This is a genomic window from Deinococcus aquatilis DSM 23025 (assembly GCF_000378445.1).
GTDB lineage: Bacteria > Deinococcota > Deinococci > Deinococcales > Deinococcaceae > Deinococcus > Deinococcus aquatilis.
The window spans coordinates 57,099-71,341 of the sequence record NZ_KB899706.1 but is presented as its reverse complement, the minus strand read 5'-3'; the positions used below and the strand labels follow the sequence as shown (position 1 = coordinate 71,341).

General features: G+C 61.2%; 8 protein-coding genes. 4 read left to right on the top strand and 4 right to left on the bottom strand.

The window, feature by feature from the left end; genetic code table 11:
* Nucleotides 1-758: 758 nt before the first annotated feature.
* Nucleotides 759-2,519 (bottom strand): sensor histidine kinase, encoded by a 1,761-nt coding sequence (locus tag F561_RS27165; protein ID WP_083922383.1) that lies wholly within the window; start codon nucleotides 2,517-2,519, stop codon nucleotides 759-761.
* 38 nt (nucleotides 2,520-2,557) lie between these two features.
* Here F561_RS27165 and F561_RS0108760 point away from each other — a divergent pair, with 38 nt between their 5' ends.
* From F561_RS0108760 to F561_RS0108745, 4 genes are all read left to right on the top strand, one after another.
* Entirely contained in the window at nucleotides 2,558-2,983 is a 426-nt protein-coding gene (locus tag F561_RS0108760) for an AHH domain-containing protein (RefSeq protein ID WP_169389501.1), read from the top strand.
* A gap of 203 nt (nucleotides 2,984-3,186) precedes the next feature.
* Entirely contained in the window at nucleotides 3,187-3,642 is a 456-nt protein-coding gene (locus tag F561_RS0108755) for an imm11 family protein (RefSeq protein ID WP_019009581.1), read from the top strand.
* Between the two features lie 126 nt (nucleotides 3,643-3,768).
* Nucleotides 3,769-4,464, top strand: a complete 696-nt coding sequence (locus tag F561_RS0108750) for a hypothetical protein (RefSeq protein ID WP_019009580.1) — start codon at nucleotides 3,769-3,771, stop codon at nucleotides 4,462-4,464.
* Between the two features lie 28 nt (nucleotides 4,465-4,492).
* Nucleotides 4,493-5,119: a hypothetical protein gene (locus tag F561_RS0108745; protein ID WP_157451683.1), complete on the top strand. Its 627-nt coding sequence runs from the start codon at nucleotides 4,493-4,495 to the stop codon at nucleotides 5,117-5,119.
* A gap of 127 nt (nucleotides 5,120-5,246) precedes the next feature.
* Here F561_RS0108745 and F561_RS0108740 read toward each other — a convergent pair whose 3' ends face one another.
* The 3 genes from F561_RS0108740 to F561_RS0108730 all read right to left on the bottom strand — a co-directional run bounded on the left by F561_RS0108740 (nucleotide 5,247) and on the right by F561_RS0108730 (nucleotide 14,188).
* Nucleotides 5,247-6,101, bottom strand: a complete 855-nt coding sequence (locus F561_RS0108740) for an SMI1/KNR4 family protein (protein ID WP_019009578.1) — start codon at nucleotides 6,099-6,101, stop codon at nucleotides 5,247-5,249.
* Between the two features lie 156 nt (nucleotides 6,102-6,257).
* The gene (locus tag F561_RS0108735) at nucleotides 6,258-8,942 is read right to left on the bottom strand and encodes a hypothetical protein (RefSeq protein WP_026298730.1); all 2,685 of its coding nucleotides are present in this window, start codon (nucleotides 8,940-8,942) and stop codon (nucleotides 6,258-6,260) included.
* Nucleotides 8,927-14,188, bottom strand: coding sequence for a RecQ family ATP-dependent DNA helicase (locus tag F561_RS0108730; protein ID WP_019009576.1), 5,262 nt, complete (start codon nucleotides 14,186-14,188; stop codon nucleotides 8,927-8,929). Before F561_RS0108730 ends, F561_RS0108735 begins: the two co-directional genes overlap by 16 nt.
* Nucleotides 14,189-14,243: the final 55 nt, after the last annotated feature.

Here is a 14,243-nt window from a genome sequence, read left to right as displayed (position 1 = left end):
AGGACGCCTTTCTTCCCCTGTCTGGAGCAGTTCCGCATCCACAGGAGGGGAAGACTGCTCTCCGGCTCGCAGCATCCCTCCTCTTGCTTCCTCTGCGGAACCGCCCCGCCAGCCGGATGGCCTTCCGCCGCTTGCGGGATTCAGGACAATTCCAGTCTCAGACTGTCGATGGCCGGAACAAACACAAAAAACCCCGTCTAAGACAGGGTTCTGGTGTTTTGGTGGCGATGCGCGGACTTGAACCGCGGACCTAACGATTATGAGTCGTTCGCTCTAACCAGCTGAGCATTTTTCCCGTCTCAGACAGCATAAACCAGCTGCGCGCAGACTGCAAGGCCCCCGTGGAGTACACGATCACGGCGATTTGTGAAACGTGAGAAATACGTACTGGACGGTGTTTATCGGCAGATGGCAGGACTACGACATGAATCGTGCGCTCGTGGAGAGCAGGATGTCAGGGAATCAGCGTCTAGCATGGCATCGAGGCCACGTACGATAATCATCCTGAGCCATTGAGAAGAGTCGAAAAGGCTGTTCAGCACACCTCCTGAACCCCACGCGCCAGGACGCGGCTGCATAACTTGACACCGGCTGCATTCCGGGCTACATTAAAGAAATCAAGGCGGCCTTCGGGCCGCTTTTTCCATGTCTGGCGCAGCCAGTCATGCCTAGGCTCGAGAGTCGGCATCAGATGAACGCAGAGGACACCACCAGTGCCGAAGAGTCCGTGGTTGAGCTGGGTTCGCCGTCCTCCAGCCTCAGCGGACGTGAGGCAGGGTAAACGAGAAGGTGGTGCCTTTCCCCGGCATGCTGTCCGCCCAGATGCGGCCCCCATGGCGCATGATGATGCGGCGCACGGTCGCCAACCCGATACCGGTACCCTCGAACTCGCTCTGCTCGTGCAGGCGCTGGAAGGGGCCGAACAGCCGGTCCGCGCACGCCGGGTCAAAGCCCACCCCGTTGTCGCGCACCCACACCGTCCACGCCTCATCTCCCCCCTTCGCACCAATCTCGATGACCGCCCGCTCACGGATGCGGGTGAACTTCACCGCATTGCTCAGGAGGTTGGTCAGCACCTGCTGCAAAGTAGCCGCGTCTCCCGTGACCTGTGGCAGCGGCGCCACACGCCACTCGATCTGGCGCCCGACGCTCTCGTCCTCGACGTGGCTCCTGGCCTGCTCCACCAGGGCACTTAGGTTGACCTCGGTCTGGGCCAGCGGTCGCAGGGTGCTGTGCGACAGGGCCAGCATCGCGTCAATCATGCTGTTCATCTGATCGGCGGCCCCCTCCAGCACCTGGAAGGCGCGCTCCACTTTGTCCAGTTGCCCCTGGGCCATGGCGCGGCGGCCCAACTGGGTAAAGCCCTTGACGTGCCGCGCGGGGGTCCGGAGGTCATGCGAGACGCTGTAGGCGAACGCTTCGAGTTCCTCGTTGGCCGCCTGCAACTCACTGCGCTGCTCCTCCAGATCTTGGGCCTGCCAGGCCCGTTCCAGTCCCAGACCCAGGCTGCGGCCGACAGCCTCAAACACGGCCTGGTCCTCAGGGAGCCACCTCTGATACTGCTCACTGCCGATGGCGAACATGGCGGCCGGCTGACCGTCTCGGAAGTACGGAAAGAAGGCCGCCGCGTGGTAGGACTCGGCTCCCGCAACGAGTTCGTCGTGGGCCACCAGTTGGTCGAAGAACACCGCCTCCCTGGCCTCCACGGCCGCAGATAGACTAGGGGTAGACGCCGGCACCCCCGCGAGTAGCGCGTCGCGCAGGACGGAGTCCGGCACGTTGGTATGCCGCGCCCGCCACAGCCCACCGTCCCATTCGTAGTAGCCGGTGGACCACCCTGGCATGGAGGCCAGAAACAATTCGCTGGCCCGCTCCGCCAGCTGGACCCGGTCCGTCTCCAAGCCGATGGCCTCGGTCAGCGTCATGAACGCTTCCAGGGCACGCTGTTGTTCCTGACCCAGGGCTTTACGCTGTTGAGCGCTGTACAGCGCCCGATACACCGCCGTGAACAGTTGCCGCTGCTGCGCGGTCCACACGGCCTGACCCACCAGGCCCACCACGAGCAGTGCATCAGGCTGATAACCTTGGAAGAACGGAGCCACGCCCGCCGCCTGGAACTGCTCGGCATACGGCATGCCCTGCTCTGCCGAGTTCCAGTGGTCAAAGAACTGCGGCTTGCGGGCGGCCACCGTCTGCGCCAGGAACGGCGTATCCAGGGGCAGCCCAGACCGGAGCAGCGCCATGAACTCAGGGGGGACCGCGTCGCTGACCACATCGGCCTCCCAGCGCTCGCCCTGGCGCATGAAGTAGACCGCCAACAGGTTGGGGATGTTGCGGCGAAGCACGCCCCCGACGTGGCGCGCCAGCGCGGTCACGTCATCGGTGGTGGCTGCGGCCTCACTCAGGGCCACGAAGGTGGACAGCACCTCGTTCTGTTGCTGGGCGGCCGCCAGGGCCTCACGCAGCCGGATCACTTCATCCGACAATGTGTCAGGCGTCGAGAGGCCAGAGTCAGACATTGCCCGCTACTATAAGGCACCCCCACATGGTGGCTTGCATGCAGAGTCACACCCGCTTGAACAGGCCTGAGAGCCATGCCGTCAGCCCACCCGGCCTGTATGACCTCGACCGGGCAGACAACCTTATTGAGATGCCCGGCACTCCTGAGGCCCGCAAAGCGGCGGGGACAGCAGGCATCCAGAATGGCGTTGAGATTATCGGCCACTTCGGCAGCCACTCTCAGTACGACACCATCGTGCAGGGAAGACTTGATGCCTTAAGACAAACCCTCCGTGCCAAGTATGCCCTAGACCTATCAAAGCCGGGGGCCAAAGAAGCTTTCAATGCGGGAATCGCACAGATTGAAAGGGACCTCAAGAAACTCATCCAAGATGGCTTAGCGCCCACACGTTTTGACCCAGACACGGGGACTAAAGTACTCACTCAAAACTCTCAATCCAGCGAGACAGAGGCAACGACATAACAGGGAAACACAGAACCGACGAATTCTACTTCCTCAACTATGACTACAGTCGCCTCAATCCTGATTTAGGCGGCAGTGAAGTCGATCTTGTCCACCCACGAGAATTAACTGGCCTGTTTACGACGGTAGACGGCGCTGAGGAGGCGAATCTTGAACTTGATTTCTGGCTTCGTGGCGCTGACCCGATCAAAGTAGAGGAGCCTGTGCAGCTCACTGGATTTTTGCCTACTGTTTTAGAAACAGACGCACCGGTTTCAGAATCCTCTCTCCCTCTTTATTCCAAGCGTTTTTTAAATATTCTTGAAGCCGTAGGAGATGTTGCCTATCGTTCCTTCTCAACTCAAATCGAAGATGATGTCACTGGAGCAGGTGATGACGACTATCTGCTTGGACGAATCAACGAAGACTTCGTTCTCATTCAGTTTCCGCATCTGGATATCCTGGATTTAGAGAAGTCAACCTATTCCAGCTATGACGAAGAACTCGGCACGGTGACCGCACTCAACGAAGTCGTTTTGAAAGTCCCCGAAATAGGACTTCCTCCAGCGTTTCGCCTGAAAGCCTATTCGCCGTACATTCTGGTCTCTGCTGCGGCCAAGACTGCCTTGGAGCAAGCTGGAATCCGGGGCGTCCGGTTTGCACTGACCCCCTACTCGTAAGAAGACGGCGGCCAGTGCTCAATCAATATTCAGCTTAGACCCAGCAACTCACACCGATCCATCCCTCCTGCCGCTACCGCCAGTTGAACGACCTAGCACTGTGCTGGCTGTACAGGAGAATTGGGCATGATCCCATCCGCCTATCAGTTGCAGTGGTACCTCCAACATCTGTTCACCACCGACGAGCAGAACGATCTCCTGCTCGAGCACACCGACGAACATGCCGGGGTCTCCACCTTCTGGCCGGTCGAGCTGGACTTCCCTGAGGGCCTCCCCAACCCGATCATCTTTGCCGCCAATTTCGGCCACGTGACCTATACCCACTACCCGGTCAATGACCGCCATTGGCCTGTGATGTCACGGCAGATGCTCGACGTATTGCTGAGCGTGCGCGAGTTCCCGCACCGGGCCATTCCGGTGGCGATCATCGACCCGATCCTTTACTGGGACGAGCCTGATCCTGATGCCAATTTTGTGGAGCAGCGGCTAAAAAGTGCAGACCACCGTTTCGTAGTCGTGCAACTGCTGGAGCATTTGGATATTCTTGACGAGGAGGCCTCTGGTGTGAAGCGTCACCCAACATTGCCCTGGCGGATCCGCGTAGAGCAGTACAGGTTCAACATTCCTCCTGAGGATCTCCCCCCGCTGTTCCGGCTGAGCATCGAACCCATGCATCTTTTCATTTCTGCTGAAGCCCGCAAGGCACTCGCCGTGGCGGGAATTGCAGGCCCGGAGTACCTGTCTCTAGGGGGTTACACGAAGGGGATTGGCGACGAAGTGGATGTGCCTGTCCCCTTGCCCACCTTGCCGGAGGGAGTTTGATCGCGCTGACCCCCTTGTGTTCACGGCCATGACTCATTTACTGCTGCCTGGCTTCTTGTACGGCGAAGACAGCTTCGAGGTGAGCGCGCATCTTGAGCCACTGATACGCCGCATCGCCAACGGTAGGCCTGCTCTGGACATGCTGCTGCCCACCGCTGTGCCAGAGAGCGGCCAGTCCAGCGTGCCAGTGGTCATGACCCCTCACGGCTTCACTTTCGGTTTCCACATTTCCAGCCTGATGCCTCCCTTATATGATGCCCTGGTCAACGAAGCTCTAGAAACCGGCACGGAGGAAGGCCACGCACAGCTCATGACGAGGCTGACTGACCTGTATGCCGAGGTGCTTACCACGCCTTGGGGTGTGCTGTGCTCGCTGGTCAACGATGCTCAGATGTGGTTGTTCGAGGACTCACCTTTGGAAGACAATCTCCATCACAAGCGCTTCCTGTTGCTGCTGAAGGCCGCCAAGCGCGAGTCCAGCTGGTTGCACTCCATGAACGGGCGTTACGACTACGGCGGCGAGAAGCCTGGACATCTCTGGCAGGCCCCTACGGTCATCACGTGGTTAGCAGCGCGCCATAATCTGCCCATACCGACTTCACAGGCGACTTGGGAGAGCACTGTCGACCAGTTGCTGCAAGTGGCGCGGCGCTAAAAATAGATCTGCAGCATGGGCAAAGGGCGGATCTCCTGATCCTAAAGAGCTCCACCCAACTGGAGTACCGAGTCGAGTAAAACGACTCTTCCTCAGTATTGCTGTATTCCGTCAGGCTCAAGCACCCTCACGACCAGGGCAAGTCGATCCAGCCCCCCGGCACCGCGACTCTGGAGGCCACAAACGCTTTGCCTTCCCCACGAATCCGCTCATGGGCATACCCACGCCGTTCCAACGCCCGCGCCACGTAGAGAGCTGTCATGGTTGCTGGAAAGCCCTGTGCCAACCTGATCAGAGCCGCATCGGTCTCTGGCGCGTCCAGCTGCGCGATCGTTTCCAGCACGTTGAGGCCGAGGGTCGAATCATCTGGAAAGCGCCGCACCGTCTCGATAAGGGCTTCCAATGCCCACCCACAGCCCCGCTCACTCAGTGCACGCGCCGTGTCGATCACCAGTTCGCGCTGATGGAGCAGCGGTAGCCAGTCTCTTTCACGATCCACTGGGCACAGCATTAACAGAAAGGCAGCATGCATCTCCCGCATGGGTCCATTCTCTGTCTCGCTGTAAGCCCGCAGGTGATCTTCGTACACCGCCAGTTCCTGCGCAGTCGGGGTATTCAGACTGCGATAATCCTGCGGCACCGCTTCGTCATCCTGCAGGTAGCCCTCCAATAAAGCGGCATACAGCGACTCCATATTCCGATAGCGCGGCTCCAGGTTATAGGGCCGCTCATGATCCAAGTCGGCCACCATGCCAGCCTCTGCACCCCTGAGGAGATACACAAAGTAATTGCCGTTGTCATCCGTCCAGAGCGGCAGGAAGCGCCCTTCGAACGCAGGAACCTCCTTATACAACCACTCGTCGAGTTCGTCCAAGGCTTCGTAGAGCAGGAGAATCGGTTGCAGTCGGGCACGCAACATCGGCTCCATGCTCTCCTCTTCGCCGTTGCGGTCAAGGTAGAGGGCGCGGACTTCGGCAGGCAAGGCAGGCCCAGCCGATGTTCGAGGTGCAGCAGATCAGCTTCGGAGGCAGGCGCAAAGAAGGTGACGCCTGCGTCGCGCAGGGCTTGGCCGGGGACAGACATGACTCATGGTGGCATGCAGTCCTTGGGCAGTGGGGCCCAAATCAAGCCTCAACGGTCAGTGCGCCATCACTTGTCGGTACGCAGCTGCAATTAAGGGCCGAGCCGCCGCCGCTTTGCTTCCCAACCGGTAGGCCCGAGCCGCCTCATCATGGGCCCGACGCTCGTCACACTGGCTCGAACGAATGCCCAAGGCCCGCAGCAGTTCACACCATTCATGCAACGTGATGTCTTCCGCATCCCGGTCGCCCCGCTCACGTAGACGGCGTGGATGACTGTGAACGGAAAACTCGACGTGCCCTCCCCCATGCTCCTCACGAGTCACTTGATTCTTCAGATGTGCCAGTTCCGCCGCTTGACTAATCAGACCACCCACCTGCCGAACGTTAACCTTGCTCAGGGCTGCATAGCGCCGCACCAACCAGGTTTGGGTCAACGGCCCTTCTGCGGTGATCAGCTGGGTCACGGCCTGTATCAAGAGCGTCTGACCACACGAGCGGGGATCAGGCAAGGTCGAGGCAAACACCGGCAGGGGATGGAATGTGGGCCGGGGCAGGGGAACTGGAGGCGCAACCGCCACAGTTGGTACACGTGGTTTGGTTGGTGAAACCGGGGTAACAGGTGATCTGGTTGGTGAAGTCGGGACGAAGGGTAGTTTGCCTGGCTTCACAGGGACAGGCTCCGCCGCAGGGACTGGGCTGAGCAACCGTTCCGCTTTCTCCAGTGCACGCTCCAATTGCACTTCAGTGGCCGCCACATGCTGCCGCAACCAAATCAGTGCCGCGCTCCGGTCGCCCTCTAAGTGGGCCAGTACCTCGCCAGCAAACGGCGTGAGTTCACGGATCTTCGGCTCCCACGCTTCTTTCGGGCGCCGGTAGCCATTGCCTGCCCAACCCATTCCTTTCAGAGACGCGACCACGAAGGTCATAGGTTCAACGAGCCCCCCCCGGTACACCTCCACCAACTTCCGCAGCTGCGAATGGTGGATGATCCCGCCGTAGAAGTGGCCTACGTAGCGACACTGGGCCTCCAGGGAAGACAGGTCTTGAGGACGAGGCACCAAATAACCGCCTTCTGTGATCCTGACCCCGTTGGCATACGCGGCCACCAGCTCCGGAGTGAGGCCCAGCGCCGCCAGATGGTGAGCTGCATGCATCGGACGATTCTGGTAACCGTAGTCGTTGGCCCGACGCGGCAACACAATCAACAGCATCTTTCGTTGCTGATCGGTCAGTGGCGGAGTTTGTGTCGGTACACAGATTCGGAGAGCCGCTTCCAGACGCTGCATCTGCACGCTGAGTTCCAAATTGAGCAGCGGCTCACCCCCCGACGCGCCCCGCTGACGGGATTGTTCACGGTAGTCGCGCTCATGCGGTGGAGCGGCTTCCCACAACAGAGTAGGAGGATGAACTGGGGTGGTTCGGCCGCCTGTGGGCGGCACATAGGAGCCGGAATCCGCCGCCCTATCACCGCACATCAAGAGCCGGAATGGGAGTGCCTCGGGAGTCCAACGAATCGACAGCCGCCCGGCCCGGTGTTGCCGCAGTAAGTCTGGGTGCAGCTCGCCTTGACCCGACAACAGCACGTTGAGGGTCACTTGCCCCTCATCACAACGCCGTACCAATGCCTCGATTACCTCGGGCTGCCGGTGCACCTCGGCCCAGCTGCCCTGCAGCCAGAGGGTGTGGCCCTGCGCCGTGCGCCACGGCTCGGCAGGTGCGAGGCTCGCCTTGTATCCACCCTGGTAAGGCGTCAGGGTCAGCCGCTGGCCCTCCTGAACATCCAGTGTTTCGAAGTAGTCCAGCAGCTCACCGCCCAGTTGGCCCAGGTCACTGGTGAGCGCAAAGTCGTATTTATCAACCTTGCCCCCGACATCTGCGAACAGCGTGAATGATTCTGGATAGCCGAACGCGGGCAGCGTGCCGAGGCGCAAGTCCAGCGCGGTCAGCCACCAGTCGGTGGTGCGAGTCTGCGTCACGACCGTACCATTGCGGAGCACAAAGACCCCGCCGGGCAAGCGCTCGTACCCCAACCGTTCCAACTGCGTTTCCAGCAACTGCCGGGTACGCGGTCCATCCAGATCTGGATGGATGGGCAACAGGTCATCCAGTTGCAGGGCGTCCTGCGCAGGAATCTGAAAAGCCGTGCTCTCCGTGCAGACCTCCAAGATCACATCGTTAACATTGGTTTGAATAACGACCTGTCCGCGGTACGATCCACCCTGCTGGAGGAACGCCTGCAACGTGACGGTATTGCCTTCCCAGCCGATCTGAACCCACGAGGGGGCGGCGACCCCCACTACCTTCACCGCGTTCGCAGGACCGTAGCCCTGGTTGGTAATCTTGAGGGTGGTCGGCCGAAGGGTCAGCGCCTCTCCTCCAAACACCGTCGCCGCAATCGGGGGCCGGGGCCGGGCCGTGTGTTCTCTGAGCAGCGCGTCGAAGGGCGCGCGGTTTCCCGCCATCTTGCTCCACCCATGTACCCGCAAAGTTACCCCAAGTGTGGTCGTCACCTCACCGACCTGATAAGCCTTGATGTACTGATCAGCGCTCAGATGGGGACTGATTTCGATGGCCCGCTGCAGATCAGGCACGGTCAAAGGCGTCTGCAAATAGTCCTCTAACAATTTCAGCAACACGGCAGCCGGCATTCGGCGGTTGCTGTTGGTGTCCACATGCGGGTCTTCCAGTAGCTTGGCCAGCAGGGTCATTTCCAGTTCACGCGCAATTAAAGTCGAATCCATTTGGCGGCCTCCTGCTGGCCCTTGTCAGTCAAGGCCAAGACGGTATATGTGTCGGTAGTGGTGGACTGCACGCACTGCAGGCGTTCGAGCTTCTCCAAGGCCTGCTCAATCTTGGTTTTGTCGAGATGCTTAAGGAGGCCGTAGCCCGGCGAACTTTTCTCGAGGGTGCTATAGGACCGGAAGGTGTCTCCCCTCATCGAGCCGTCCTCGCCCATCAGCAGCCGGATCAGGGTGCCCTTGCCACGCGGCCGGTCTCTGAAGTAGTGCATCAAGCGCAGCACCTCGCGCTCTGGGTTCCAGATAGAACTGAGATCCTGCGCAAAGCCGCTCCAAGGCTTCGGCGCCTCGGGAGTGCAGATGTCGCAGCGTTCACAGCGGAAGCGGCGATGAGGCTTGGGATCGAAGTAGCCATGTAATTGGTATTCCCGGCAATGCTGGGCCGCCAGAAATGCCTCAAAGTGACCGAACCGTTCCAGCTTGCTGGCAATCAGAAGCTTGCGCTTGGCCTCATAGGGGGTGAGGTCCCACCGCTTGACATGAACATCCAGCGCCGGAGCTAGCGGCGTGACGCCCAACACCCCTTCGCGGGCGTAGCGGTGCAGCTTGTCCTGAAGAACCTGCGCCTCCGCTTTGCCGTAGCGCCGCGTCAGGTTCACAGGAGCCGACTCCTCCAGCAACTCTTGAATTTGGGGATCTTTCGGGGGCTGAACTCCGTACAGCGCGAACACTCGGTAGGGCCCCGGCACATACTCGTAGGCCACCACTCCGGCCTCGTCCAAGAGGTGCAGCACCGTGGGCAGCCGGGAGATATCGATGTTCTCGTCACTCAGTTCCCGCTCGGTGGGATAGGTGGCGCGGCTGATGTTCTTCAACAATTCCTCAGCTTCTTTGCCAGACGGATAAGACCGGGAGATCAGGGTTGTGGCCCGCTTTCGCAAATTTCCGGATTTGAGCATCACCGCGTGTGCAGGCTGACCATCTCGTCCGGCCCGGCCTGCTTCCTGCACGTACGCTTCCAAGGAGAGAGGCGGATCGTAGTGCACCACCAAGCGGATATCCGGGGCGTCCACCCCCATACCGAAGGCGTTGGTGGCCACCATCACCGCCACCTCTCGGTCTTGAAACAGCTCCACCAGCTCAGCTCGAATGGCCGTCGACAATCCCGCGTGATACGCCTCCGCCTTGACGTGCAGTTCGCGCAGGAGAGCTGCTACGCGCTCGGTGCCGTCCCGGCTGCCGCAGTACACAATCACTCGTCCAGCCTTGCCCAGTTCGGTGCGCTGTAACCCCAGAATCAAGTCGACCAACGCCTGATCCCGTTGCCCTTTGGTGGTGGTCTGCACCAGATAGTGCAGGTTGGGCCGCGCCACAGGCTGAACTGTATGGGCGGGATCACGCAGGCCCAGCAAGGTCTTGAGCTGGCTCTGCACGGCAGGCGTCGCGGTGGCGGTGAACGCGGAGACCGGTGGCGTCAGCCCCCAAGTCTTGAGCTGCGCTGACACTTTCAAATAGTCGGGCCGGAAGTCATGGCCCCACTCGGTGAGGCAGTGGGCCTCGTCGTATACCACGCGGGCTGGAGGAGTTCGCTGGAGCAGCTCTTGCAGGTCCTTGCTGCGCCGCACCCGTTCCGGCGCAACGTACAGCAGCTTGACGTCGCCGCGCTCGGTGTCGTTCAGGGAGCCCAGTTGCTCACCGCGCGATAACCCACCCCAGAGTCCAGCCGCAGGCAACCCGAGTTGCTGGAGCCGCAGCACCTGGTCTTGCATCAGGGCCACCAGCGGCGAAATCACGAGGGTATAGCCCGGTGTCAGTAAAGCTGGCAGCTGAAAGATCACCGACTTGCCTGACCCAGTGGGAAGCACCGTGAGCACGTCACGCCCAGACAAGGCCGCCTGCATGCCGTCCCATTGGCCCTCCCGTAGGGTCGCGCCCGGCAGTTCGAACAGGTCACGCAGCCCTTCTTCGAGGAGCGGCGGCCAGTCCGCGGGGTCACTGTTCTGAATGGCTGCCGCCAACTCTGCGATCCGCTGCTGTTTGGGGGCCAACAGATCAGGCATCTCGAGAGGGTGGCCAAACACCTGTTCCAGTGCCCGGTACATCGCCTGACGGTCGGGCAGGCGCACGATGTTCTGCGGTGGCACCGGCAGCGCCCCCAGGAAGCGGGCCTGATAATGGCTGACTGGCAGCCGCTTGTCCCACAAAATGAAGGCCCCATCTCCCACTGTCTCGCGGTCATCGCGCACCAGACGTCCGAAGGCCTGCACGAACTTCAGCACGGCGCGGGGCAAATACACCCGGTTCCAGAACTGCTCAAAGTCCCCCAATGCCACCCGCTGCTGCGACAGCACCACATCAGGAATCGGAAAAGGCAGGCGGTCGAGGCTCACCACGCTCAGGTCACGGATGTCGACCCCCTGCATAAAGCCTGCCGATCCGAGGGCCACCGCAGTGGGACGGCGGCCCAACTCACGTACGGTGCGGTCGGCTCCATCGGTCACGCTGGAGAGGTGCGGCACCTGTTGACGGTCGAGCTGCTTCGACACGCCCTGTTGCCGCTCGCGGGCGGTGAGGATGTGCAGCTGGCGATGGGGCAACTGGGGAGCCAAGGCTGCCAGTTCCTGACCAGCCATCAGAGCGAAGCCCGGCTGCCGCGTCAGTGGCAGGTGGGTGGTGAGCAGCACCCGGCCTTTGTGGTACGGCAGCACCGGGGGCAGGGCCATAAACCTCGCTATCGGCAAGCCCAGCTCCTCTTGAAACAGGCCAAAGTCCTGAATGTCGCCTTCGCCATTGGCTGGATCGCTTCCGGGGATCCGCAGGGTGGCGCTGGTCAGCGTGACGCTCTCCAGGCTGGCCCACAGCGGTGCAAGCCGCGCATGCAGCCACAGGGGCACGCTCCAGAGGCTGCCGTTGTCTTCACTGGCACTTACCGCGTACACGTCTTCACCCGGATCACGCTCAAGCAGGCCCTGCAACGCGTCATGGGCTGCGTCCAGGCGCTGCTTAAGTAAGGTGGCCTCATCCTTGATGGCCGGATAGCGGGCCAAGTCCTGAACGTGCCGCGCCAGTCCAGCAAGCAGGGGCAAGAGGTTTTTTCCAGCGTCCCGTACGGACCGGAACTCGTGACTTTCACGCAGCTGTAAGGTGACGGCCACCGTGTACCCAAAGCCGCCCCCACCCTCGCCGTACTGCATGGCAAACGGGCGCAGCTTCTCGTGCCAAAGCGTCAAGCGGTCTTGGAGGTCGTCCAGACGCGGGGTGAGGCGCAAGATAGCCACCACCATTTCGGTGTCCCCGCGCTTCTGGGCTTGCAGCGTGGCCCCACTCAGGAAGCCTTGCACGGCGGCGGTACGTTCACGCCAGCGCAGGTAAGGGGTGATCAGTTCACGTGGCATCAGGGGCTGCTTGGAGAGCCACGCTTCGGTGGGGGCAATCAGGCGGTGAGGCTGTTGGGGGGCCGCTTCCAGAAGAACGCGCAGTTGGCCTATCAATCCCGCCAGCCCCGGCAACTGGGCCGTGTGCTTGTCGAGCAGTTTCAGTAGCTCTTGGCCACGTCCATGGGCCTGCTCTCCCAATCGCCGGGGCCGCAGTTCCAGCAGTTCATTGGCCAAGGCGCGTAGATTCTGCACACTGACCTCACGGCGCAGCGCGGCGTAAGCGGCTTCGCTCAGGTCGTGCGCTTCATCGACGATCACTCTTTTGAGGGGCAGGCCTGCCAGATCATCCTTGCCCTGTAGCAGCGTCTGGAACAGCAGGGCGTGATTGACCACCACGACGCTGGCCTGTGTCCGCGCCTGAAAGAGTGGGTAGAACGCGCAGTGGGTATGAAAGGGACAGGCGTCGCCGCAACGCGCCCGTTGGGTCGCCACCGTCTGGGTGAGGCGGTGGTAGTCGGCCGTAAAGCGGATGGGGGCTGGCGGCAGGTCAGCAAACTCGCCCACGTCGGCATAGAGCAGCAGCAGGGCCGCGGCCCGCGCCTCTCCAGCCGACAGGAACAGGCGCCCTTGCTCTGGATCGTGCTTGCTCATCAGCCAGTCGCTGAACCGGGCTGGGCAGAGGTAGTTGCCCTGACCTTTGAGGGCCAGGACATTCAAGTTAAAGCCCGCGTCCACAGCGGCGCGGGCCTCATCCAGAATCTGGTTTTGCAGCTGGCGCGTGTGCGTGCTGATGATGACCGGTTGCCCTGACTTGCCTTGCAGGAGGGCCGGAAACAGGTAGCCACGGGTCTTGCCGGTACCGGTGGGTGCTTCGATCACACTGACCCCGCCGTTGCCCAGCGTCTGGGTCACTTCGGCCAGCATCCGCTCCTGACCAGGGCGGGGTGAGGTGAGCAGTTCGCCGGGCCGCCGAGCCGTCATGCCGTTTTGGCGCTGTACATGGGTGCGCCGGGCTTCGGTACGCAGCAAGGCATCCAGCGCAGTCTTGAACCCTTCGGCTGCTGCCTCCTGAGGTGGCCACAACAGCTGAAACTCGGGCACGGGAAGCCCCATCAGCACGGCTTTAACTCCGTCAGGAAACGCGTCCAAACGGCTTAAACAAGCCTGAACGACCTTCAGGGTGGCGCGGCAGTCGTCCAGTGCCCGGTGAGCCTGAGCGTGCGCGTCTCCGGTGAGGCGTGCATGGAGGGCTCCCAAGCTGTACACCTCTGGAAGATCCGTATCGCGCGCAAAAGCCAATGGGGCCAGCAGCAGCGAATCCAGCACTGGGCGTGGAGTCCATTCCCGGTTCACCGTGGCCAAGGCGCGGCGCAAGACCGGGAGGTCGTATTTCAGCGCGTTGTGACCCAATAGTGGAAGGGATCCTGCCCAAATCAGGAAGTCGTTCAGCACCGCGTCCAGCGGTTGCCCCTCGTCCATCAACATCTGCGGCGTAATGGATGTCAGGTTCGTGATTTCTGCGCTCAGCTTGGGGCCGTAGACGAGCCGTTGAAAGGTGTCTACCTCCTGCCCATCCCGCACCCGGACGGCCGCCAGCTCAATGATCTCCGCCTGTTCCGGATTGGCACTGGTGGTTTCCAGATCGAAAACGACGTATTCACTCAGTCGTCCGTCCAGGTCGGATCCTGGTTCAGTGTCCTCCTGTCCAGGCAACAGCAGTTGACCGCCGTCTTGCACGATACGGCCCTCACTGGCCCCTGCGACCTTCAGCAGAGCGCGTTCGCTGGACATGATCCCCAACGTGACCAGATCACTGAGGAGGGTCGGGCCGCGCTGACGAAGGGCGGCGATCAGTTTCTCTTCAACGGACACGCGACTTCTCCCGGCAACAGTCTGTAGCTTAAGTTATTGTTCAAGATAGTTCTAC

Coding starts and splice junctions, on each gene's coding strand:
- F561_RS0108750 (WP_019009580.1), top strand. CDS start 3,769: ATGATCCCATCCGCCTATCAGTTGCAGTGGTACCTCCAACATCTGTTC.
- F561_RS0108735 (WP_026298730.1), bottom strand. CDS start 8,942: ATGGATTCGACTTTAATTGCGCGTGAACTGGAAATGACCCTGCTGGCC.
- F561_RS27165 (WP_083922383.1), bottom strand. CDS start 2,519: ATGTCTGACTCTGGCCTCTCGACGCCTGACACATTGTCGGATGAAGTG.
- F561_RS0108745 (WP_157451683.1), top strand. CDS start 4,493: ATGACTCATTTACTGCTGCCTGGCTTCTTGTACGGCGAAGACAGCTTC.
- F561_RS0108760 (WP_169389501.1), top strand. CDS start 2,558: ATGCAGAGTCACACCCGCTTGAACAGGCCTGAGAGCCATGCCGTCAGC.